This window comes from Sphingopyxis indica (assembly GCF_032879645.1).
GTDB lineage: Bacteria > Pseudomonadota > Alphaproteobacteria > Sphingomonadales > Sphingomonadaceae > Sphingopyxis > Sphingopyxis indica.
In genome coordinates this window covers 3,607,641-3,630,155 of the sequence record NZ_CP076394.1, presented here as the reverse complement: position 1 = coordinate 3,630,155, position 22,515 = coordinate 3,607,641, and the positions used below count along the sequence as shown (strand labels likewise).

At 67.0% G+C, this 22,515-nt stretch carries 24 protein-coding genes; 8 read left to right on the top strand and 16 right to left on the bottom strand.

What is annotated here, in order from left to right:
* The first annotated feature begins 78 nt into the window (after positions 1–78).
* A complete protein-coding gene (locus KNJ79_RS17095) occupies positions 79–1,680 on the top strand; it encodes a phosphoenolpyruvate carboxykinase (protein ID WP_317153942.1) in 1,602 nt (533 codons plus the stop codon).
* A 46-nt stretch (positions 1,681–1,726) separates the two neighbouring features.
* Complete coding sequence (locus tag KNJ79_RS17090) at positions 1,727–2,179, top strand: hypothetical protein (RefSeq protein ID WP_089215387.1); 453 nt, start codon at positions 1,727–1,729, stop codon at positions 2,177–2,179.
* A gap of 233 nt (positions 2,180–2,412) precedes the next feature.
* Here KNJ79_RS17090 and KNJ79_RS17085 read toward each other — a convergent pair whose 3' ends face one another.
* Positions 2,413–4,296, bottom strand: coding sequence for a DUF885 domain-containing protein (locus tag KNJ79_RS17085; protein ID WP_317151983.1), 1,884 nt, complete (start codon positions 4,294–4,296; stop codon positions 2,413–2,415).
* A 223-nt stretch (positions 4,297–4,519) separates the two neighbouring features.
* Complete coding sequence (locus KNJ79_RS17080) at positions 4,520–4,906, bottom strand: DUF3597 domain-containing protein (RefSeq protein ID WP_089215389.1); 387 nt, start codon at positions 4,904–4,906, stop codon at positions 4,520–4,522.
* Between the two features lie 175 nt (positions 4,907–5,081).
* On the opposite strand from KNJ79_RS17080, the gene KNJ79_RS17075 reads away from it, so the two are divergent.
* Positions 5,082–5,642, top strand: coding sequence for a DUF937 domain-containing protein (locus tag KNJ79_RS17075; RefSeq protein ID WP_317151982.1), 561 nt, complete (start codon positions 5,082–5,084; stop codon positions 5,640–5,642).
* A 25-nt stretch (positions 5,643–5,667) separates the two neighbouring features.
* Here the strand turns inward: KNJ79_RS17075 and KNJ79_RS17070 are convergent, their stop codons facing one another.
* The 5 genes from KNJ79_RS17070 to leuC form a co-directional block, all read right to left on the bottom strand.
* The gene (locus KNJ79_RS17070) at positions 5,668–5,961 is read right to left on the bottom strand and encodes a hypothetical protein (RefSeq protein WP_245836613.1); all 294 of its coding nucleotides are present in this window, start codon (positions 5,959–5,961) and stop codon (positions 5,668–5,670) included.
* 86 nt (positions 5,962–6,047) lie between these two features.
* Entirely contained in the window at positions 6,048–6,257 is a 210-nt protein-coding gene (locus KNJ79_RS17065; RefSeq protein WP_317153941.1) for a DUF167 domain-containing protein, read from the bottom strand.
* Between the two features lie 68 nt (positions 6,258–6,325).
* Entirely contained in the window at positions 6,326–7,321 is a 996-nt protein-coding gene (locus tag KNJ79_RS17060; protein WP_089215539.1) for an NADPH:quinone oxidoreductase family protein, read from the bottom strand.
* A 22-nt stretch (positions 7,322–7,343) separates the two neighbouring features.
* Positions 7,344–7,934, bottom strand: coding sequence for a 3-isopropylmalate dehydratase small subunit (leuD, locus tag KNJ79_RS17055; RefSeq protein WP_317151981.1), 591 nt, complete (start codon positions 7,932–7,934; stop codon positions 7,344–7,346).
* Positions 7,931–9,361, bottom strand: a complete 1,431-nt coding sequence (leuC, locus tag KNJ79_RS17050) for a 3-isopropylmalate dehydratase large subunit (protein ID WP_317151980.1) — start codon at positions 9,359–9,361, stop codon at positions 7,931–7,933. Before leuC ends, leuD begins: the two co-directional genes overlap by 4 nt.
* Positions 9,362–9,596: 235 nt before the next feature.
* Between leuC and KNJ79_RS17045 the strand changes: the two genes are divergently transcribed.
* Positions 9,597–10,115, top strand: coding sequence for a sterol desaturase family protein (locus KNJ79_RS17045; protein ID WP_317151979.1), 519 nt, complete (start codon positions 9,597–9,599; stop codon positions 10,113–10,115).
* 101 nt (positions 10,116–10,216) lie between these two features.
* Here KNJ79_RS17045 and KNJ79_RS17040 read toward each other — a convergent pair whose 3' ends face one another.
* The 6 genes from KNJ79_RS17040 to KNJ79_RS17015 form a co-directional block, all read right to left on the bottom strand.
* Complete coding sequence (locus KNJ79_RS17040; protein WP_317151978.1) at positions 10,217–10,897, bottom strand: glutathione S-transferase family protein; 681 nt, start codon at positions 10,895–10,897, stop codon at positions 10,217–10,219.
* Positions 10,885–11,865: an NAD-dependent epimerase/dehydratase family protein gene (locus tag KNJ79_RS17035; protein ID WP_317151977.1), complete on the bottom strand. Its 981-nt coding sequence runs from the start codon at positions 11,863–11,865 to the stop codon at positions 10,885–10,887. The genes KNJ79_RS17040 and KNJ79_RS17035 overlap by 13 nt, the downstream gene beginning before the upstream one ends.
* An 80-nt stretch (positions 11,866–11,945) precedes the next feature.
* Entirely contained in the window at positions 11,946–13,250 is a 1,305-nt protein-coding gene (locus tag KNJ79_RS17030; RefSeq protein WP_317151976.1) for a serine hydrolase domain-containing protein, read from the bottom strand.
* A complete protein-coding gene (locus KNJ79_RS17025; RefSeq protein ID WP_317151975.1) occupies positions 13,234–13,875 on the bottom strand; it encodes a CoA transferase subunit B in 642 nt (213 codons plus the stop codon). The genes KNJ79_RS17030 and KNJ79_RS17025 overlap by 17 nt, the downstream gene beginning before the upstream one ends.
* Positions 13,875–14,741, bottom strand: coding sequence for an HAD family acid phosphatase (locus KNJ79_RS17020; protein ID WP_317151974.1), 867 nt, complete (start codon positions 14,739–14,741; stop codon positions 13,875–13,877). Before KNJ79_RS17020 ends, KNJ79_RS17025 begins: the two co-directional genes overlap by 1 nt.
* Positions 14,742–15,003: 262 nt before the next feature.
* Positions 15,004–15,714, bottom strand: a complete 711-nt coding sequence (locus tag KNJ79_RS17015) for a CoA transferase subunit A (RefSeq protein ID WP_089215398.1) — start codon at positions 15,712–15,714, stop codon at positions 15,004–15,006.
* 89 nt (positions 15,715–15,803) lie between these two features.
* Between KNJ79_RS17015 and KNJ79_RS17010 the strand changes: the two genes are divergently transcribed.
* Positions 15,804–16,715, top strand: a complete 912-nt coding sequence (locus tag KNJ79_RS17010) for a LysR family transcriptional regulator (protein ID WP_317151973.1) — start codon at positions 15,804–15,806, stop codon at positions 16,713–16,715.
* A gap of 60 nt (positions 16,716–16,775) precedes the next feature.
* Positions 16,776–17,582 (top strand): universal stress protein, encoded by an 807-nt coding sequence (locus KNJ79_RS17005; RefSeq protein ID WP_317151972.1) that lies wholly within the window; start codon positions 16,776–16,778, stop codon positions 17,580–17,582.
* A gap of 281 nt (positions 17,583–17,863) precedes the next feature.
* On the opposite strand, the gene KNJ79_RS17000 is transcribed toward KNJ79_RS17005, so the two are convergent.
* The 3 genes from KNJ79_RS17000 to KNJ79_RS16990 are packed head-to-tail and all read right to left on the bottom strand — an operon-like array spanning position 17,864 to position 20,190.
* Complete coding sequence (locus tag KNJ79_RS17000) at positions 17,864–18,511, bottom strand: HAD-IA family hydrolase (protein WP_317151971.1); 648 nt, start codon at positions 18,509–18,511, stop codon at positions 17,864–17,866.
* Between the two features lie 49 nt (positions 18,512–18,560).
* Complete coding sequence (locus KNJ79_RS16995; RefSeq protein WP_317151970.1) at positions 18,561–19,250, bottom strand: VIT1/CCC1 transporter family protein; 690 nt, start codon at positions 19,248–19,250, stop codon at positions 18,561–18,563.
* 19 nt (positions 19,251–19,269) lie between these two features.
* Positions 19,270–20,190, bottom strand: a complete 921-nt coding sequence (locus KNJ79_RS16990; RefSeq protein WP_317151969.1) for an SMP-30/gluconolactonase/LRE family protein — start codon at positions 20,188–20,190, stop codon at positions 19,270–19,272.
* 47 nt (positions 20,191–20,237) lie between these two features.
* Here KNJ79_RS16990 and KNJ79_RS16985 point away from each other — a divergent pair, with 47 nt between their 5' ends.
* The gene (locus KNJ79_RS16985) at positions 20,238–20,837 is read left to right on the top strand and encodes a TIGR02466 family protein (RefSeq protein ID WP_317151968.1); all 600 of its coding nucleotides are present in this window, start codon (positions 20,238–20,240) and stop codon (positions 20,835–20,837) included.
* A 178-nt stretch (positions 20,838–21,015) separates the two neighbouring features.
* The gene (locus tag KNJ79_RS16980; protein WP_317151967.1) at positions 21,016–22,455 is read left to right on the top strand and encodes an NAD-dependent succinate-semialdehyde dehydrogenase; all 1,440 of its coding nucleotides are present in this window, start codon (positions 21,016–21,018) and stop codon (positions 22,453–22,455) included.
* Positions 22,456–22,515 lie beyond the last annotated feature (60 nt).

The window sequence follows — 22,515 nt, the reverse complement described above, 5'->3', positions numbered from 1 at the left end:
GAATGCGGGCCTGTCCTTTCGTTCGGCAGGCGCTGCATAGGTATGCAAGAGGCGGGCGCGAACAGGAAAGGCGAGATGATGACGAAGGTGGTGATCGGCGATCGGGCCATCGAAACGCAGGCGGAGGTGGCCGGGAATCTCGGCACGCCGCAGCTCGTCGAGGCCGCGATCCGTCATGGCGAAGGGTTGCTCGCCAAGGACGGCCCGCTCGTCGTCGCGACGGGCAAGCACACCGGGCGCAGCGCGAAGGACAAGTTCATCGTCGAGGATGACGAGACGCGCGACACGATCTGGTGGGGCAAGACCAATGTTCCGATGACGCCGGCGCATTTCGCAGCGCTAAAGGAGGATTTCTTCGCGCATCTCGCGTCGCGCGACCGCCTCTATCGCCAGCAGCTGTTCGGCGGGTCGCAGCCGGAGTATCGCGTCGGGGTGCAGGTGCTCACCGAATATGCGTGGCACAGCCAGTTCATCCGCACCCTGCTCTGCCGCCCGACCGCCGACGAACTCGCGGGCTTCGCGGCCGAATATACGATCGTCGACCTGCCGAGCTTCCGCGCCGACCCGGCAAGGCACGGCACGCGCAGCGAAACGGTGATCGCGGTCAACTTTACCGAAAAGCTCGTGCTGATCGGCGGCACCGCCTATGCCGGCGAGATGAAGAAGTCGGTGTTCGGCATCCTCAACTATCTGCTGCCGGTGCAGGGGGTGATGCCGATGCACTGTTCGGCGAATATCGGCCCGAAGGGCGACACCGCGGTCTTCTTCGGCCTCTCCGGCACCGGCAAGACGACGCTGTCGGCCGACGCCTCGCGCACGCTGATCGGCGACGACGAGCATGGCTGGTCCGACACCGCGGTCTTCAATTTCGAGGGCGGCTGCTATGCGAAGATGATTCGCCTGTCCGCAGAGGCCGAGCCCGAAATCCATGCGACGACCAAGCGATTCGGCACGGTGCTCGAAAATGTCGTGATCGACCCGGCGACGCGCGAACTCGACCTCGACGACAACAGCCTCGCCGAAAACAGCCGCGGCTCCTATCCGATCGACTTCATCCCGAACGCGTCGGAGCATAATATGGGGCCGGTCCCCAGGAATGTGATCATGCTGACCGCCGATGCCTATGGCGTGCTGCCGCCGATCGCGAAGCTGACCCCCGAACAGGCGATGTATCACTTCCTGTCGGGCTATACCGCGCGCGTCGCGGGGACCGAAATCGGCGTGACCGAGCCCGAGGCGACCTTCTCGACCTGTTTCGGCGCGCCCTTCATGCCGCGCCACCCGTCGGTCTATGGCAATCTTTTGAAGGAGCGGATCGCGAAGGGCGGGGTGCAGTGCTGGCTCGTCAACACCGGCTGGACCGGCGGCATGGCGACGATGGAGGGGATCGAGCGGATGCCGATCAAGGCGACGCGCGCGCTTTTGAACGCCGCGCTCGACGGCAGCCTCAACGACGCAGAATTCCGCAGGGACCCGAACTTCGGCTTCGACTATCCGGTCGCGGTACCGGGCGTCGACAGTGCGATCCTCGACCCCCGCAATGCGTGGGCCGACAAGGCCGCCTATGACCGCACCGCGCAGGTGCTGGTGCAGCAATTCATCGACAATTTCGCGCAATTCGCGGATCACGTCGACGAAGGCGTCCGCCGGGCGGCCCCGCAGGTCGCCGTCGCCGCATAGGCTCACCCGGTTCCTCCGGGTGCTCATTCACCCGGAAGGACCGGATATGACCACCGAATATTCGCCGCGCCTGTTCGCAGGCGACCATGACATCCGCGCGCTCGGCGAAGGGCTGCTCGCGTGCAGCCTGCCGCGTGCGGCGTGGACGCACGAAGCGCATCTCGCAGCCTGCCTGTGGCTGCTCACCGAGCGTCCCGACATCGACGTCGATGCCCGGATCGCCTCGCTGATCTGCGCCTTCAACGAAAGCGTCGGCGGCGTGAACGACGACACGCAGGGCTATCACGACAGCATCACGCGCGCCTATGTCGCCGGCGTGCGATTGTTCCTGTCGGAGACGCGGGAGACGGGACTGACCGCGCGCGTCAACGCGCTGCTGCGTTCCGAGATGGGCCGCCGCGACTGGCCGCTGCGCTTTTACAGCCGCGAGCTGCTGTTTTCGGTGCCGGCGCGGCGGGGGTTTGTGGAGCCCGATCTGATGCCATTGCCGCGGACTTGAAGAACTCTCGCACAAAGCCACGAAGCCACAAAGGGGGGCTCCCGACTTCCGTTCGTGCTGAGCTTGTCGAAGCACCGTCCTCCCCCCCCCCCCCCGGCGTTGAAAGAAAGAACGGCCCCCTTCGACTGCCTTGCAGGCGCTCAGGACAGGTTTCGACAAGCTCTGGGCGAATGGGTTTGGGAAATCTTTGTGGCTTCGTGGCTTCGTGCGAGTCAGGAAAGAGACGGCGCGGCCTACCCCTTCGCCTCCGCAATATATTCGTCGACATTCTTCGCGAGCACGTCGAGCGGGACATTGCCGCCCTCGACGACGATATTGTCATAGTCGCGCAGGTCGTATTTCGCCCCGAGCGCGGCCTGCGCGCGGCTGCGCTGGCGGACGATCTCGCTGTGGCCGACCTTGTAGCCGCACGCCTGTCCCGCCCAGCTGCAATAGCGATCGACCTCGCTCGCGACCTCGAGCGGGTTCGATCCGTTGCGCTCGACGAAGAATTTGACGCCTTCCTCGCGCGTCCAGCGCTTCGCGTGGATGCCGGTGTCGACGACGAGGCGGCAGGCGCGGAAGGCGAGCGACTGGAGATAGCCCAGGCGCCCGACCTCGAAATCGTCGTAGAGCCCCAGCTCGTCGGCAAGCTGCTCGGCATAGAGCGCCCAGCCCTCGCTATAGGCATTGAACGCCAGCATCGAACGGATCAGCGGCATCTGATTGGCATATTCGCCCTGCCAGACATGCCCCGGGATCGCTTCGTGCATCACGAGGTCGGGCAGCGAATATTTGCTGTGCAGGTCGGTCGTGCGCAGGTTGATCCACATCTTGCCGGGGATCGTCCCGTCGATCGACCCCGCGCCGCCATAGGCCGCGGGCGCGCCGGGCTCCTCGGCGAGCGGCAGGCGCTTCACTTCGACATTGCCCTTCACCAGGGTACGGAACGCACGCGGCAGTTCGGCGCGGATCTTCGCAAGCCAGGTCTGGATATAGGCCTTGATCTCTTCGCGCCCCTTGTCGCCCTCGGGGAATTTGTAGCGCGGATCGTTGGCGAGCGCCTGCATCCGCGCGCCCACCGAGCCCTGCGTATAACCGAGTTTCCGGAGGATCGGGTCCATCCGTCCGTGCAGCTCGGCAAGCTGGTCGATCCCCATCTGGTGGACCTCGTCAGGGGTCATGCGCGTCGTGGTCGAGGCGCGCAGCCCCCACGCATACCATTCGTCGCCGCCGGGACGCGCCCACATGCCGGCGTCCATCGTCGCTTGCGGCCGCTGGGCCTTGAGCGCCGCGATCTGCCGTTCGAGCGCGGCGGCGACGGGGCCTTGCGCCATGGCGGTGGCGCGTGCGCCCCAGTCGCCGGCGAGCCCGGCTTCGCGCGCCTTCGACGCCAGACTGTCGGCGAGGGTGCCACCGCCGCGCGCATCGGCGAGCGTGGCTTCCATTTGCGGGATCGCCTTGTCGATCAGAAAGGCGGGCGCGATCAGCCCCTGCGCGCCTGCGGATTTCAGCCGTTCGGTTTCCCCGTCGAGGACGTCCGGGAAGGCCGCAAGCCGCGCGAGATAGGCTTCGGCATCGGCGGTGGATTTAACCGGCTGATCGCTGCCCAGCAGGCGCGGCACGTCGAGATAGGCGCCGACATTCTGGATCACGACATAGGGGGTGTTGCGCCAGCCGCCGACCGCGACGTCGCCATAGGGCAGCGCAAAGCCGTCGAGCGCGGTGCTATAGGCGCTGTCGACCACCGCGAGGCTGGTGCGCGCCTGATGGTCGAGTCCCGCGGTATCGACCGTGCGAACGCGGGCGAGGTCGGCCTTCAGCGTTTCGGCGAGCGCCGCGACCCCGGCGGGCGAACGATCGGAAAGCTGGCCGCGCATTGCGGCGCGCGCGCCCGTGTCGATGCCGAGCGCGGTCGCGCCCTCGGGCGAATGGACGAGCAGATTTTCGGCGACGCTGTCGAGCAAAGCCGAAGCCCCCGAGGGCGCACCGCCGGTGCCGGGCGGCGGCGGCGGGATCACCGCCATATCGTCGGGGATGCCGCCGCCGCACGCCGCGAGCGTCAGGCTCGCCGCGCCGGTGCTCAGCGCCGCGAGCGTCTGGCGGCGGTTCATCGGCTTGGACAAGAATTCGGACATGCGGCGGCTCCCTCGCGACCCTTGGTTTCGGTTGAAACGGGTTCTGGAGGGGGAGCGCGCCGGGGTCAATGGTGGGCGCTGGAAAAAGCCCCTTCCCTTCAGGGGAGGGGTTGGGGTGGGGGCTCGCGGCCTTGCACAAGGCTCATGGCCCCACCCGCTGCGACTAGCGAACAAGTTCGCAAGTCTCGCCGCCCTCCCCTGAAGGGGAGGGCGGAAAAATGGCTCAGTCGGTCAGGTCGGCGGGCACCTTGCCGCCGTTCGCAGCGAGTTCGCGCATCACCGCCTTGTGCAGCCAGATGTTCATTTCGGCACTGCCGTTGAGTTCGCCGGTATAGCCGAGTTCCTGCGCGAGCTCCTTGCGGTTGGCGAGGCTCGGGTCGATGTCGAGCAGTTTCATCAGGTCGACGATCGAGGTGCGCCAGTTGAGCGGCTGGCCGGCGTTCGCGGCTTCGGCGGCAAGAATCGCCTCGACATCGACTTCGCTGATCGCGACGGGAACCGGCTGCGGCGCGGCCGGGGCGGCGGGTGTCGCGGGGGCGGCGGGAGCGGGCTCGGCCGCCGCTGCCTTCTTGCCGAAAATCGCGTCCTTGATCTTGCTGAAAATACCCATGTCACAAGCTCCCATTGTATCGGGCGACCGGCCCGACCGCAAAGCGGCGCACGACCGCACCGTCGAATAAGCCACGGTGCGATGACAGCTGAATGAACATCTCGTCCTCCGCTCCTCGGCTGCTATAACAACGTCCATCGGCGCGTTTCGATCCGCGCGCAGAAGGAGACAGGCGATGGACCTCAACGATATTTTGCAGCAGGCGGGTGGTGTCGAAGCGATGGCGAAGGAACTCGGTGTTTCGCCCGCCATCGCGCAGCAGGGCGCCAACGCCTTGCTCCCCGCAATTCTCGGCGGCTTTCAGAAGCAGGCTGGCAATGAAGGAATCGGCGGCCTGCTCGCGGGGCTCGGCGGCAGCGGGCTGCTCGATGCGGTGCTTTCGCCGCAACCCACGCCGGTCGAACCGGGGAATGAAGTGCTCGGACAGATTTTCGGGTCGAAGGATGTCAGCCGCACCGTCGCGGGTCATGCCGCGGCGCAGACCGGGATCGACGCGGGCCTGCTCAAGAAGATGCTGCCGATGCTCGCGATGATCGTCGCCGGCACTATGGCGAAGCAGCGCGGGCAGGATGGCGGCGGCGGTCTCGGCGGGATGCTGGGCGGGCTGCTCGGCGGCGTGTCGGGCGGCAGCGCGCCGGGCGGCGGGCTTGGCGGTCTGGGCGCGCTCCTCGACCGCAACGGCGACGGCAATCCGCTCGACGATATTCTGGGGATGGCGGGGAAGTTCGGGCGGTAGCGGCGGCGCGCCAATTCCCGGCAGCCTATTCCCCGAACAGGCTCTTGGCCGGATTGAGGTCGGAGAAGGGCTTGTCGACGTCCTGGCCCATGATCCACAGCTTGTTGCACGCGATCGCGAAGAACATCAGCGCGATCGTCCAGACGATGATCGTCTTGATGATCCGCCAGCGCTTTTCCTCATAGGCGCGGCGGGCGCGCTCCTTGTGGTCGATGCCGAGCTCACCCTCGAACTCGGCGACGAGCTGTGCGCGGCGGGTGCGCGAGATGTTCGCGAGGCTCACGGCCTGCACATCGCTGGTCGAACGACGAGTCGCCATCTCTCTATCCTGCGGTCCCTGTTTTCGTGCATTTCGCCATAGGGCCGATGGGCTGATAAAGGGTTAACCCGGCGTCGGTCTTGCGATCAGTCGAGTGCGATGCCGACAAGCTTGACGCGCGCCGAGGCGCCGCGCAGCAGCGTCAGATCGCGGCGCGGGCGGCCCAGCGCGGCGGCGAGCAATTTCAGCACCGCGTCGTTCGCGGCGCCGTCGGCCGGCGCGGCGGTCACGCGGACCAGCACGGCGCCATCGACGATCCGCACCTCGTCGCGTCCGGCGCCGGGGGTAACGCGCAGCTCGATCCGCCCGGCGGGCTTCGCGAGTGCGCGCAGCGCTTCGGTCAGCGCGGGGTCGGGGCGATATTTCAGATCGTGATCACCAGCTTGCCGACCGCGCTGCGGTCGCCGAGCTTGGCGATCGCCTTGCCGCCGTCGGCGAGCGCGAAGCGTTCGGTGACGCGCGGTCTGATCTTGCCCTGCTCCCACAGCTGGAACAGCCGCGCGATATTGGCGCGGTTGCGCTCCGGCTCGCGCGCGACGAAGGCGCCCCAGAAGACGCCGGCGACGTCGCAGCTCTTGAGCAGCGTCAGGTTGAGCGGCAGGCGCGGGATGCCCGCGGGGAAGCCGACGACGAGATAGCGGCCTTCCCACGCGATCGAGCGCAGCGCGGGTTCGGCATAGTCGCCGCCGACCGCATCATAGATGACGTTCGCGCCCTCGGGTCCGACGGCGTCCTTGAACTTGTTCGCGAGCGCTTTCGACGCATCCTTGTCGAACGGCTGATAGCCATAGACGACGACCTCGTCGGCGCCCGCCGCGCGCGCGATCCCGGCCTTCGCCTCGCTCGACACGCCGGCGACGACGCGCGCGCCGAACGCCTTGCCCAGCTCGACGGCGGCGATGCCGACGCCGCCCGACGCGCCGAGGACGAGCAAAGTGTCGCCTTCCTTGATGTGGCCGCGATCGACGAGCGCGTGGATGCTGGTGCCATAGGTCATCAAGAGCGAGGCACCTTCCGCGAAATCATGGCCCTCGGGCAGATGATAGACATTGTGGACGCCGACCGCGACGGCCTCCGACATGCCGCCATTGCCGCAGCCCGCAATCACGCGGTCGCCGACCTTGAATTCGGTCACGCCTTCGCCGACTTCGGCGACCAGTCCCGCGACCTCGCCGCCCGGCGCGAACGGGCGTTCGGGGCGGAACTGATATTTATCCTCGATGATCAGCACGTCGGGGAAGTTGACCGCGCAGGCCTTTACGTCGATCACGATCTGCCCCTTGCCCGCGCTCGGGCGCGGCAGCTCGCCGAGCGTCAGCGTTTCGGGGCCGCCGGTGGCGGTCGACAGAAGAGCCTTCATCATCCTTCTCCTTTTCGGGTCGTCATGCCGCCGGGCGCATCCAGGGACGCTCGGCGTCGAGCCTTTTTTCATAGGCGTCGATTGCCGCGCCGCTCTTCTCGGTCAGCGAAATCTCGTCGAGCCCTTCCAGCAGGCACATCTTGCGGAACGGGTCGATCTCGAAGGCGAAGCGGTCCTGAAAGGGCGTCGTCACCGTCTGGGTGTCGAGGTCGACGTGAATCGGATCGGTCTCGGCGACTTCCATCAGCCGGTCGATCGCCGCTTGCGGCAGCACGACGGGCAATATGCCGTTCTTGACCGCATTGCCGGAAAAGATGTCCGAATAAGAGGGCGCGATCACGACGCGAATGCCGAGGTCGCCGAGCGCCCAGGCGGCGTGCTCGCGGCTCGACCCGCAACCGAAATTATCGCCCGCGATCAGGATCGGCGCCCCCTTGTTCTCGGGCCGGTCGAACAGATTGCCGGGGTCGGCGCGCAGGCTCTCGAACGCGCCCTTGCCCATGCCCTCGCGCGTCGTGGTCTTCAGCCAGTGCGCGGGGATGATGACGTCGGTGTCGACATTCTTGAGCCCCAACGGGATTGCACGGCCTTCGACTTTTTCGATCGGGGTCATGCCATCAACTCCCGCACGTCGGTCAGCCTGCCCGTCACCGCCGCCGCCGCCGCCATCGCGGGGCTGACGAGGTGGGTGCGGCTGCCCGGTCCCTGGCGGCCGACGAAATTGCGGTTGCTCGTCGACGCGCAGCGTTCGCCCGCGGGCACCTTGTCGGGATTCATCGCGAGGCAGGCCGAGCAGCCGGGCTCGCGCCATTCGAGCCCCGCCTCGATGAAGATGCGGTCGAGCCCTTCGGCCTCGGCCTGAGCCTTGACCAGCCCCGATCCCGGAACGACGATCGCCCATTTGACATTGCCGGCCTTCTTGCGGCCCTTGATGACCGCGGCGGCGGCGCGCATGTCCTCGATGCGGCTGTTGGTGCAGCTGCCGATGAAGATATTCTCGATGGCGACATCCTGCATCCGTGTGCCGGGTTCGAGCCCCATATAGGCGAGGCTCTTCGCGGCGGCGGCCTGCTTCGACGGATCGGCGAAGCTCGCGGGGTCGGGAACGACGCCGGTGATCGGCACCACATCCTCGGGACTGGTGCCCCAGGTGACGCTCGGCGCGATGTCGGCGGCGTCGATGACAACGACCTTGTCGTAGGTCGCGCCCGGATCGGTCGCGAGGCTCTTCCAATATTCGACCGCCGCATCCCAATCGGCGCCCTTCGGCGCATAGGGGCGGCCCTTCAGATAGGCGAAGGTCATCGCGTCGGGCGCGATCAGTCCGGCGCGCGCACCGCCCTCGATCGCCATGTTGCTGATCGTCAGCCGGCCCTCGATGCTGAGCGCGCGGATCGCGCTGCCCGTATATTCGATGACATGACCGGTGCCGCCCGCGGCGCCGATCGTGCCGGTGATGTGGAGGATGATGTCCTTTGCGCCGACGCCGGGACCGACGTCGCCTTCGACGCGCACTTCCATCGTCTTCGCGGGCTGGAGCAGCAGCGTCTGCGTCGCCAGCACATGCTCGACCTCGCTGGTCCCGATGCCGAAGGCGAGCGCGCCGATGCCGCCATGGCAGGCGGTGTGGCTGTCGCCGCAGACGATCGTCGTGCCGGGCAAGGAGAAGCCCAGTTCGGGGCCGACGACGTGAACGATGCCCTGCTCGGGCGCGGTCGCGTCGATATAGCGGATGCCGAAATCGGGGGCATTCTTCTCGAGCGCGGCGAGCTGTGCCGCGCTTTCGGGGTCGGCGATCGGCAGCTTGTTCCCCGCCGCATCCCTGCGCGGCGTCGTCGGCAGGTTGTGATCGGGCACCGCGAGCGTCAGGTCGGGGCGGCGCACCGTGCGCCCGGCAGCGCGAAGCCCGGCAAAGGCCTGCGGGCTGGTGACTTCATGGACGAGATGGCGGTCGATGAAGATCAGGCAGGTGCCGTCCGCGCGCCGTTCGACGACGTGCGCGTCCCAGATTTTCTCGTAAAGCGTGCGGGGGCGAGTCATGCCGCTCACTTAAGCCGATACGACAACTTTGCAAGCGAGTGGCGATCCAAAACGCAATTTTCGGTCGTGGGGTTCGTGGACGCTCCCTTTGTCGTCATCCCGGACCTGATCCGGGATCCATGCACCGCTTGCAGGGATGGATGCCGGATCAAGCCTGTCCTGAGCTTGTCGAAGGGTCCGGCATGACGAAGGAGAGAAGGTGGTCACCGGTCCGCAACCGGCGTATGATAATTGCATGTCCCCGCTCGCTATCGTCCTGCTTGTGTTCGCCACCGTCGCCGCGATGGAAGGCGTCGCCTGGGCGAGCCACAAATATATCATGCACGGTTTCGGCTGGGCGTGGCATCGCGACCATCACGAACCGCACGCCAAGGCGCTCGAGAAGAATGACCTGTTCGCGCTCGTCGGCGCGGCGATGAGCATTTCGATGTTCGCAATCGGCAGCCCGCTTGTCATGGGCGCCGCTGCATGGGAGCCGGGGACGTGGATCGGGCTCGGCATCTTTTTCTACGGCATCATTTACACGCTCGTCCACGATGGGCTGGTTCACCAGCGCTACTTCAAATGGGTGCCGCGGCGCGGCTATGCGAAGCGGCTGGTGCAGGCGCACAAGCTCCACCATGCGACGGTCGGCAAGGCGGGCGGGGTGAGCTTCGGCTTCGTGCTGGCGCGCGATCCGGCGAAGCTGAAAGCCGAACTGAAGGCGCAGCGCGCGGACGGCATTGCGGTGGTGCGCGAGGCGCTGGCGGACTAGTCCCCGTCATTGCGAGGAGCCGAAGGCGACGCGGCAATCGAGAGCCTGCGTAAACCGCGCTGGATTGCTTCGCTACGCTCGCAATGACGAAAATGGGACGCTCAGGCGGTCCGGTAGTCCGCCGTAACGACCCCCGCCGCTGCCAGCTCGGCCTCATGGCTTTCCTCGCGCCACTCTTCGGCGAGCGCCTGGCGTTCCCATTCCTGCATCGCCGGATGCGCGAGCATATGATCGACCCAAGCCTGTCCGGCGCCGGCGTCGAGGCCATAGGTGCGGATGCGGAAGGCGACGGGCGCGAAGAAGGCGTCCACGGCGCTGAAATCGGACCCCGCGAGCCATGGCCCGCCGAAGCGCGATAGCCCTTCCTCGAACAATTCGCGGATGCGCGCGATATTGGCCTCGAGCGCCTTGGACATCGGCTTGGGGGTCACGCGCACGCCGACATTCATCGTGCAATCGTTGCGCAGCGCCGCAAAGCCGCTGTGCATCTCGCACACCGCGCACTGCGCCCAGGCGCGGGCGTCGGGACCCGCCGGCCAGACGCCCTCGTGCCGGTCGGCGAGATAGAGCGCGATGCCGAGCGAATCATGGATGGTGCGGCCGTCGTCGAGCAGCGCCGGCACCTGCCCGGTCGGCGAAAAGCTGCGGAAATCGTCATAGTTGACCGGCTTGGTGAAGGGCTCGATGCGATCCTCGAACGCGATGCCGAGCCCCTTCATCAGCACCCACGGGCGCAGCGACCAGCTCGAATAATTGCGGTTGGCGGTGATCAGTTCGTACATGGGTCGGTCTCCCGCTGGGCGATGATGGGTGAGGTGTAATCGGGGTCGTGCGCGAAGGGCAGCGGCGCTTCGGCCGCCAGGGCGGCGAGCACCGCGGCGAAGTCGGTTTCGGCGCGCCAGCCGAGGCGCCGCTCGGCGCGCGCGGGATCGTAGACGCGCTCGATCCGCTCGGGAAGCACCCAGCCGCGCCGCGCATAAAGCGCTGCGGCTTCGGGATGATAGCGCGCGATGACGGCGCGCGCGTCGCGCGCCAGTTCGGCGGCGTCCGCGCGCGCGAAGGGCGGGGACGCGGAGAGGATGAAGGTGTCGCAGCCGATCGCGGGCGCGGCTTCCAGCGCGGCGAGATGCGCGGCGGCGGCATCCTCGACGGTCAGGCGGCGATTCAGAAACTCGTTCGCCTTGAGATTCTCGCCGCTCGGGACAGTATGCGTGTCGTCATCCTCGGGGAAAAAGCGCCCCGTGCGCAGGATCAACGCGGCGATACCATGCTCGCGGTGAGCGAGGCGGCACGCCTGCTCGGCCGCGAGCTTGGTGATGCCATAGATGTTGCGGGGCTCCAGGGGCGCGAAATCCTCGTCCATCCACCATGCGCCCTCGGGGCCGGCGCCTTCGCGCACGTCGGATCGCACCATCAGCGAGGTGGTCGAGGTGAAGAGGAAACGGTCGTTGCCCGCCGCGACCGCGGCTTCGATCAGATTGAGCGTGCCGGTGACATTGACGTCGACGAAGGCCTGGCGCGGATAACGCGCGATGTCGGGCTTGTGCAGCGCGCCCGCGTGGATCACCGCCTCGATGCCATGGTCGGCAAGGGCGCGCTCGACGAACATACGGTCTGCGACCGTGCCGAGCAGCTGCGTATGCGGCCCCGGAACCACGTCGAGCCCGGTGATACGGTGCCCCGCCTTCGTCAGCAGCGGCGCCAGATAGCGCCCGAGCCAGCCCGACGAACCGGTCAGCAGCACGCGCATCGGTGATTCTCCCTCGGCCTCGGACGCGCGCCCGATACACCGACAGCGGGTTTGCGAGCAAGCGCGCCGGTGAGAAACCTCTAGCTTTCGGGAGCCGCGGCGACCGCGCCGGCAACCGTCCGCTGTGCGCGTGCCGGGGGCAGGTCGCCGAGGTCGAGCCAGCGCCCGCCGTCGCGCTGGTAATAGCTGTCGATCACCGCGAACGGAATGCGGAACGGCCGCCCCCAGTCGCTGTTCCACAGCGCGACGACGCCGGTTCGCGTCGCGGGTTCGAAGATCATCGTCGAGCGATAGCCCGAAACGGCGCCCGAATGGCCTTCGAGCCGGTGCCCGTCATAGGTGAAGCTGCGCCAGCCGAGACCATAGGAGGCGTCGCTTGTCGCCTGCCGCAGCGCGCCGCCATAAAGGCGGGCGGTGGGAACGCGCGGGCGGTGAGCGATCTGCAGCGTCGCGGCGGGCAGCACGTCGGGGCGGTTTCCCATCATCGCCTGCATCCAGGTGGCGAAATCGACGATATCGCTTTCGACCCCCGCGGCGGCGGGCACGCGCCAATAGGCCTCTTTCAGCGGATGGGCGTCCCAGATCGCGTGCGGGCGCGCCCAGTCGCGCGCGCCGGTCAGCCGCTTCATGCCATAGCCCGCGCTGACCATGCCGAGCGGGCGGAAAAGCCGGTCCTCGACGGCATCGGCGAAGGGCTTCTTTGCCGCCTGCGCGACGATCTCGCTCGCGGTGTCGAAGGCGACATTCTGATAGCTGTGGCAGGTGCCCGGCTCGCACTGCAGCGGCGCTCCGGCAAGGCTGGTGCGCAGCAACGCGGGATTTTGCCCCGCCTCCAGCTTCTCGTCATAGGCGTTTTTGGTCAGCCCCGTGCGCTGGGCGAGCAACTGCGCGACGGTCAGCCGCGCCTCGGCGCCGCCGGGCAGGCGCAGCGAAGTGTGCCAGTCGGCGACCGGGCGGTCGAGATTCACCGCGCCGTCCCCGGCCAGCGCCGCGGCCATCGCGCCCGTCGCGGTCTTGGACACCGAGGCCCAGCGGAACAGCGTGTGCGGGGTGACCGGCGCGCCCGTTTTGCGGTCGGCGACGCCATAGGTGCGCACGAAGCGCAGCTTGCCGTCTTCGACGACCGCGACCGCGAGCCCCGCCATTTCGGGGCGCTGGGCAAGCGCCGCCAATCGCCGGTCGAGCGCGCGATAGTCGATCCGTCCGTGCCATTTGGCGGGCGTGTCGGGCAGATTTTCGGCCTTGAGCGGGATCGGGACGCTCGCGAGCGGCTGGCTTTCGCCGACGCCATGAAAGCCGAACCAGCTGGCGGCCACCAGCACGGCGAGCGCGACGAGTCCGAAAATGATCCGCAGCGCGGATTCCTGTTTAGATGGCGACCTCATATCGAGCAGTGGTTTTAGCGGCGACTTCGTCCGCCGTCACCCCTGGTGCGAGTTCGACCAGCCTGAACGGGCTGCCGTGATCGGCGCGCCTGAACACCGCGAGGTCGGTGACGATCATGTCGACGACATTCTTGCCGGTCAGCGGCAGCGTGCAGGCGGGGATGAATTTCGGGTCGCCGCTCTTCGACACATGCTCCATCACGACGATGATCTTCTTGACCCCGGCGACGAGGTCCATCGCGCCGCCCATGCCCTTGATCATCTTGCCGGGGATCATCCAGTTGGCGATGTCGCCGCCCTCGCTGACCTCCATCGCGCCCAATACGGTCAGGTCGATATGCCCGCCGCGAATCATCGCGAAACTGTCGGCCGAGCTGAAATAGACCGACTGCGGCAGCTCGCTGATCGTCTGCTTGCCCGCGTTGATCAGATCGGGGTCCTCGTCGCCCTCAAGGGGGAAGGGGCCGATGCCGAGCATGCCGTTTTCGGACTGGAGCGTGACCTCCATCCCCGCGGGGATATGGTTCGCGACCAGCGTCGGGATGCCGATGCCGAGGTTGACGTAAAATCCGTCCTTCAATTCCTTCGCGGCGCGCGCCGCCATATCGTCGCGGGTCCAGGGCATTATTTCGGCTCCCAATTGGTGTCGGAGGGGAAAAGATCGTCCCAGCCCAGCCGGTCCCACGGACCATAGACGGGGTTGGGGAAGAGGAACCAGCCCTTGTCCCAGAGCCTGGCTGCGGCGGGGCCGGTGGCGAGCGCGGTGCGCGCGGCGGGCGCCAGCGCCTTGTCGTTGAACTGCTGGCTGAAATCGCCGAGCTGGTCGCCCGCCATCGCGATCACGCACCAGCGCGCCGCGATGGTGGCGCGGCGGCCGTCCTTGCTCGATCCGTCCGCATCGTCGCCGGCGAGAAACAGCGTCTCGCCATGCTTGAACTCGCCGAGCCCGGCGGCGCGTAGCGTCGCTTCGGTTCCCGCAGCATTGGCGGCGCTGCGGTTGGTATTCGCGATCACGGTGATCCCCGCGGCGCGCAAGGCGCTCACCATCGCGACGGTGCCGGGCATCGCCTTTGCGGCGCCGGCGCCGGTCTTTTCCCAGCTGTCCCAGATCTTGGGATCGAAGCCGATACCGCGCTCGCCCATATAGCGCGTCGCGCCGAGGTTCCAGATCAGCGTCTCGTCGGCGTCGAACACGGCCGCGAAGGGCTTGTCGCCGCACGGCTCGAAGCGCGGGGCGTCGAGCGTCGCGCCGGATGCGAGGATAACGCTGTCGGCCGGCCGCGCCTTGATGCGCCGGACCGCATAGTCGGCGATGCGCGCGTTGGTCGCGCGCACGGCGACTTCGGCCTCGGCCGAGCCATAGAGATATTGCAGTGCCGTCGCCGGTTTCGCGGTTTCGGCGGGCGGCGGGGATGCGGCCGGTGGCGTGGCGGCGCAGCCCGCGAGAAACACGCACAGCGCCACTATCGGTAGTCTCGTCTGCCTGCTCACTATTCGACTACCTCGTAGGGCCAACTGAAGTGAGAATATAGAAAGGGCTTCCCCCCCTCTCGGTCGGTTTCTTTCGCATAGATACGAAATTTCGTTCCTACGGGATATCGCCTGCGCATATCTCGCGAGCATTCAACATCCATGGAAGTAGGATAAGGTTGCCCCTCGACCGGTCTGCAATGAATCCTAGACGATTTGCCTGCCTTAACGGCAGTGTAGGTTTCAACAATGACCCTTTGATAGTGAGACCATGGCTGGGCCATCACGCCGCCTCGCGCGGGCGGACGGTGCGGAACTCGATCTTCTTGTCATAGGGCGCGCCGACGATCATGCGCTTCACATAGATGCCGGGCAGGTGGATGCAGTCGGGATCGAGGCTGCCGGTCGGCACGATCTCCTCGACCTCGGCGACGCAGATTTTGGCCGCGGTCGCCATCGGCTGGTTGAAATTGCGCGCGGTCTTGCGAAAGACGAGGTTCCCCGCCTCGTCGGCTTTCCACCCCTTGATGATCGCAAGGTCGGCAAAGATGCCGCGTTCGAGGATATAGTCCTGCCCGTCGAAGGTCTTGACCTCCTTGCCCTCGGCGACCGCGGTGCCGACACCGGTCTTGGTATAGAAGCCGGGAATGCCCGCGCCGCCCGCGCGGCAGCGTTCGGCGAGCGTGCCCTGCGGACAGAATTCGACCTCGAGCTCGCCCGCCAGATATTGCCGCTCGAACTCCTTGTTCTCGCCGACATAGGAGGAGATCATCTTTCTGATCTGCCGCGTGCGGAGCAGCTTGCCCAGGCCTTCGCCGTCGATGCCTGCATTGTTGCTCGCAACGGTGAGGTCCTTGACCCCCGCGTCGCGGATCGCGTCGATCAGCCGCTCGGGAATGCCGCAGAGTCCGAAGCCCCCCGCGCAGATGTGCATCCCGTCGAAGAGAAGGCCCTCGAGCGCTGCGGCTGCGTCGGAATATCGCTTGTTCGCCATGAATCGGGCCTCCTGCTGCTGGTGGGCGCGACTTTGGCGCATCGCACATATCAATTCTAATCATAGTGATTTTCGATTATTCATAAGCAATGTCGATCAATCGAATCGCCATCTATCATCTCGAAACGCTGCTGTGGATTGACCGGCTCGGCACCTTCTCGGCCGCCGCCGAGCGGCTCAATACGACCCAGCCCGCGGTATCGGCGCGGATGCGCGAGCTCGAGCAGCGGCTTGGCTCGACCTTGTTCCGCCGCGACGGGCGCGGCATGGCGCTGACCCCCGCGGGACGCAAGCTGGTGCGCGACTGCGCGCCGCTCTTGCGCGAGATGGAGCAGGCTTTGCTCGGCAGCGGCGGCTTCGGCGAGGCGAGCGGCGTCGTGCGGATCGGCGCGGGCGAGATTGCGGCGGCGAGCTGCCTGCCGCCCTTCATCGCGGCGCTGAAGGCCGAAATGCCGGGCGTCGGGCTGGAGATCGAGATCGACCTGACCGCGAACCTGATCCAGCAATTGCTCACCGGGCGGACCGACCTCGCCTTTGCCGCGGGGCCGGTCGCGCATCCGTCGCTCCGCACCAGCCCGATCGGCAGCGTCGCGCTGCTCTGGCTCGCGAGCCCCGCGGTCGCGGCTACTTTCGCGCGTGGCACCGAAGCCGCGCTGCCCGTTTGGTCGCTCGCCAGCCATTCGCCGATCCACGGCCGGATGCGCGACGCGATCGCCGCCTCGCGGATCGCCGCCAAATCGCTCAACCTGTGCAACAATGCGCGGATGATGATCGACATCGCGAAGGCGGGCGGCGGCGTCGGCATTTTCCCCGAACCGATGGTGCAGGGGGAGATCGCGGGCGGAGCATTGGTCGAACTCGCAGGATTGCCGCCGCTCGCGCCGGTCGCCTTTCACGTCGCGATGCGCGTCGCCGATACCGAACCCGTGCTCACCCGCATCTTCGACCAGGCGGCGACGCTGCACATCGGCGCCGTCGCGCCCGTTGACGCCGATCAATGAACCGGTCCCGCGGGCCGTGCATTCTGTGTATAAAGGACTGCATAGGTAAGGAGACCGACGATGCGCTCGATACTGGTTCACGCCGACAATGACGCCGCGTTCGAAGGGCGGCTGCAGGCGACGCTCGATCTCGCCCGGCGGTTCGAGGGACATGCGACCCTGCTGATCGCCACGCCGCTCCAGCAGTTCGTCAGCTTCGATCCGTTCGGCGGCACCTATTTCGCCACCGAGGCGCTCGCGGCGGCGCAGGCCGACGACCTCGCGCTCGAAAGCAGGTTGGAGGACCGGCTCAAGGACGAGGATGTGCCATGGGATATCGCGCTCGCCGATGGCGAGATCGCGGGCGCGCTTTCGGCCGCCGCCGTCTTTGCCGACCTCGCCGTCGTCAGCCTGCCGCCGGCCGGCGCCAAGGCGGGGCCGCCGCCGCTGCTCGCGGGCGATGTCGCGCTATCGACCGCCGCGCCCGTGCTTGCGCTGCCGCGCGCGACCCGGACGTTCGACTTCGACGCGCCGGTGATGGTCGCGTGGAACGGCAGCGCCGAAGCCGCGCACGCGCTGCGCGCCGCGATCCCGCTGATGAAGGAGCGCGCGGTGACGCTGGTGACGGTGGGGAAGGACGAGGATGGCTTCCCCGCGACCGACGCGCTCAGCTATCTGTCGCGGCACGACGTCCACGCCGAACTCGAGATCGTCGAGCGCGGGGTCGAGACGGTCGAGGAGCGGCTCGAAAAGGAAGCGCTCGCCATGGGCGCGGGGCTGATCGTGATGGGCGCCTTCGGGCGCAGCCGGTTGCGCGAGACGATTTTCGGCGGCGTCACTCAATATCTGCTGACGAACAGCAGCGTGCCGTTGCTGCTGGCGCATTAAATCGTGATCGTTGCTGAGTAAGCCCGTGTGCTCCCGCGAAGGCGGGAGCCCATCTGACGACGGTTCCATATGGAAATCGGCGGAAGATGGATCGGCTTTTTCAGTCGAAGACGATGCGCCTTAGGGCAAATTGCAGGAAATCTGAATCGACCCGTCTCCCCGAGCGAAGACGAGGGGCTCTGCCGAGCGAAGTCGAGGCGGCGACGCTGCGGTTCTCGCTCCGCTCGAACGAGCCCCTCGTCTTCGCTCGGGGAGACGGTGCAGATTTAAGGCTCGCTGCTCTAGGGCAGCACTGTCCCCAGCGCCGCCGACAGGTCGGCGAGCGCCTGTTCGCCGCTCGTCACCTTGATCGCGTGCATGCCGAGCATCGCCGCCGGCTTGCAGTTGATGCCGAGGTCGTCGAGATAGACGCATTCGGCCGCGGCGACGTCCAGCGTCTCGCACATCATTTGATAGATGCGCGGGTCGGGCTTGCGGACGCCGACCTTGCTCGATTCGATGACATGATCGAAGCGGTCCATGATCGCCGCAATCTCGGCCGCCGCGCTCTCGCTGCGCGCCATGCCCGCGCCTTTTCCCGAGGGCACGTTGTTGGTGATGCAGCCGATCGTGAAGCCTTCCCTCTTCAGCGTGTCGAGCGCCGCGACCATCGCGGGACGCACCGCGCCCGCAAGCACCGCGAGCACCGCTTCGCCTTCGAGCGCGTGCCCCAGCGCGCGCGCCTCTTCGGCAAAGGCGCGGTCGAAGGTCGCGGCGTCGATTTCGGCGCGCTCGAACCTCGCCCACGCATTGCCGTCGGGATCGGCGGCGTTGACGCGGCGCACGAAATCGCGCGGCAGCCCGCGTTCCTCCTCGAGCCGGTTGAAGGCTTCGAAGGGCGAGGCGGTGATGACTCCGCCGAAGTCGAATAGGACGGTCGAATAAGACATGGCGGCTTCATGGCCTGCGGGGGCGGCGTCGATCAAGCGATTCGACCGATCAGCCGACCGCGGCATCGAACAGCGACCCGATCGCGATCGTCGCGGCCATCGCGAAGGCGCCCCAGAAGCTCACCCGCGCGACCGCGCGCGCCACCGGGGCATTGCCCGCCCACGCGCCGAGCGCTCCGAGCGCCGCGAGGAAGGTCAGCGAGGCGCCCGAAACGGCCCATGGCAGCGACGGCCCCGAGACGAGGAACACCACCCCGAGCGGCAGCGCCGCGCCGACCGAAAAGCTCGCCGCCGAAGCCGCGGCGGCCTGAACCGGGCGCGCGCGCATCGCATGGTTGAGCCCCAGTTCGTCGCGCAAATGGCTGTCGAGCGCATTGTGCGCGGTGAGTTCGCGGGCGACCTCCTCGGCGAGCGGGCGGGAAAGGCCGCGCTGCTGATAGATTTGCGTCAGCTCCTCGAGCTCGAAATCGGGATCGGTCGCGAGTTCGTGCTTTTCCTGCGCGATGTCGGCTTTTTCGGCATCGCCCTGCGAGCTGACCGACACATATTCGCCCGCCGCCATCGACATGGCCCCGGCGACGAGTCCGGCGGTGCCGGTGAGCAGGATCGCCTGCGGCGCGGTTCCCGCCGCGGCGACGCCGGCGATCAGGCTCGCGGTCGATACGATGCCGTCGTTGGCACCGAGAATCGCGGCGCGCAGCCAGCCGACTCGTTCGATCGCGTGGCTTTCCCTGTGCATGGCGGTCCCTTCGCTCCGGTCAATATCGCAGCGTCAGCCCCGGCCGCGCCCAGCGCGTCTTCACCAGCCGCCCGCTGCCCGACAGGGTGAGATAGGCGTCGCGCATGTCGGCGCCGCCGAAAGCGATGTTGGTGGTGAAGATGTCGTCGGTTTCGACGAATTCGACCAGCTCGCCGGCGGGCGAGACGACGCTGATCCCGCATTCGCCGATCGTCGCGACGCAGATATTGCCGTTCGCCTCCATCGCGAGGCTGTCGAAGAATTTATAGCCCGCGGGACGATAGAGCGGGATGCCGGGGCCGCCCGGGCCCGCCGCGTCGTCGACCTTGCCGGGCGCGACGATGTTGAACTTCATCAGGCGGCAGGTGTAGGTTTCGGCGGCGTAGAGCGACTTGCCGTCGGGTGACAGGCCGACGCCGTTCGGATTGTTCGACGGGAAGATCACTTCCTCGATGAAGCTGCCGTCGGCCTTTGCATAGAAGATGCCGACGATGTCGTGGCAGCGCTTTTCATAATCGACCTTGCCATGGTCGGTGAACCAGAAGCCGCCGTGCGCGTCGAACATGATGTCGTTGGGGCCGCGCAGCGTCACGCCATGGTCACCCGATTTGTAAAGCGTCTCGACCGCGCCGGTCCCGATGTCGATGCGCTCGATCCGCCCGCCCGAATAGTCCTTCGCGATGCCGTGCGGGGCCAGATAGCCGTTCGCCTCGACATATTCGAAGCCGCCGTTGTTGCAGCAATAGAGCTTGCCGTCGGGACCGATCGCCAGGCCGTTGGGACCGCCGCCGGGGGTGGCGATGACCTCTTTCTTCCCGCCGGGCCAGCAGCGCGTGATGCGCCCCTCGGCGATCTCGACCACGATCACGCTGCCGTCGTCCATGACGACCGGCGCCTCGGGGAAGCGCAATCCGTCGGCGATCAGTTCATAGTCGGCCATCCTCGTCTCCCTTGCTCTTGCGATGCTGCTGTGCTTTCCCGCCCATCATGCCCGTTCGCACGCTCTTCGCCACCCATTTTTACGAGGCCGACATCGGCTCGCCCGACTTGCTGGAGGAGCTCGAACAAAGCTGCCGCCTGCTCGCCGAAGAGGATGGCGCGGGGCGCGGATGGAGCCGCGCGCACGGCTACAAGGGCTATACGAGCTATGCGAGCCTCGACGATCTGCCGCAGCGCGACCCCGCCTTTGCCGACCTCAAGCGGCTGCTCGACAAAGAAGTGCGCCGCTTCGCAAAAGCGTGCCATTTCGACCTTGCGAAGCCGCTGCGGCTCGACAGCCTGTGGGTCAATGTCCTGAAACCCGGCGGCACGCACAGCGGGCATATCCATCCGCACAGCGTCGTGTCGGGCACCTTCTATGTCACCGTGCCCAAGGGGTCGGGCGCGCTGAAGCTCGAAGACCCGCGCCTGCCGATGCTGATGGCGGCGCCGGGGCGGACCGGCGATGCGCCCGAGCATCTGCATCCCTTCATCTATGCCGAACCCGCGCCGGGGCGCGTCTTTCTGTGGGAAAGCTGGCTGCGGCACGAGGTGGTGGTCAATGCCGCCAGGAGCGAGCGGATCAGCGTCAGCTTCAATTACAGCTGAACGGGCCTATATGGACGAACCATAGGGCGGCGTCGCCACCTGTTGAGCCCCTCCGGAGGAGGGGGACGGGGGTGGTGAAGCTCGGTCGGGCTCGATGCCCGGGCGAGCTTGTTCCAAGCTCGCCACCACCCCAAACCCCTCCTCTGAAGAGGAGGGGCTTCATACGAAGGAGTGCGCCATGACCACCACCGCCGACTATAACGCCGACCTGCAACTCTTCATCGCGGGCGCGTGGCGGAGCGGTGAGGGGCGCGATGTCGCGCCGGTCTATAATCCGGCGACCGGCGCGCCGATCGCCGAGCTGCCGGTGGCGACCGCCGCCGATCTCGACGAGGCGCTGAGCGCCGCCGACAGGGCGTGGCCGCTGTGGCGCGCGAAAACGCCCGACGAGCGCGCCGCGCTGATGCACAAGGCGGCGGGGATCATCCGCGAGCGGATCGAACCGATCGCGACGCTGCTGACCCTGGAACAGGGCAAGCCGATCGCCGAAGCGCGCGGCGAAGTCGCCTCGGCGGCGGGGCTGCTCGCCTATTTCGCCGAAGAGGGCAAACGCATCGAGGGCCGCGTGCTCCAGCGCCCGGCGGGGCAGCGGACGATGGTGCTCAAGCAGCCGGTCGGTCCCGCGGCGGGTTTCAGCCCGTGGAACTTCCCGGTCAATCTGATGGTCAAGAAGATCGCCCCGGCGCTCGCCGCGGGTTGCGTGGTGATCGCCAAGGCGCCCGAGGAGACGCCGGGCTGCACCAGCGCGATCATGCGCTGCCTCGACGATGCGGGCATTCCGGCGGGCGTCGCGCAGCTCGTCTATGGCGTGCCCGACATGATAAGCCGGCACCTGCTGGCAAGCCCCGTCATCCGCAAGGTCAGCTTCACCGGCTCGACCGCGGTGGGCAAGCATCTGATGCGCCTTGCCGCCGACGGGGTGAAACGGATCACGATGGAGCTTGGCGGCCACGCGCCGGTGCTGATCTTCGACGATTGCGACCTTGAGGCGACGCTCGATCGCGTCGTCTGGCAGAAATTCCGCAATGCCGGGCAGGTGTGCATCTCGCCGACGCGCTTCTATGTGCAGGAGGGGATTTACGACGCCTTCGTCAAAGGCTTCGCCGAGCGGACGGCGAAGGTGAAGATCGGCAGCGGGCTCGACGCCGACACCCAGATGGGGCCGCTCGCGAACAAGCGCCGCGCGCCGGCGCTCGAAGCGATGATCGCCGATGCGAAGGCGAAGGGCGCGCGCGTCGTCGCCGGCGGCGAAGCGACGGGCGAAGGTTATTTCTTTCAGCCGACCGCGCTCGCCGACGTGCCGCTCGACGCTGATGCGATGAACAATGAGCCGTTCGGGCCGATGGCGCTGATGCGGCCCTTCGGAAGCGAAGAGGAAGCGCTCGAACAGGCGAACCGCCTGCCCTACGGCCTCGCCGCCTTCGCCTTCACCGAGAACGGCCGCCGCATCAACCGCATCGTCGACGGGATCGAAAGCGGGATGGTCGGAGTGAACAGCTTCGTCATCTCGACCCCCGACGCGCCGTTCGGCGGGATCAAGGAGTCGGGCTTCGGCAGCGAAAGCGGGCCCGAGGGGCTGGAGAGCTACCTCGTCACCAAGGCGGTGCATATTTACTGAACCGGCGCCGCAATGGCGGCTTCGGGGTGGCCAGTTGCCATCGCCGTCTTTGGTTATCGC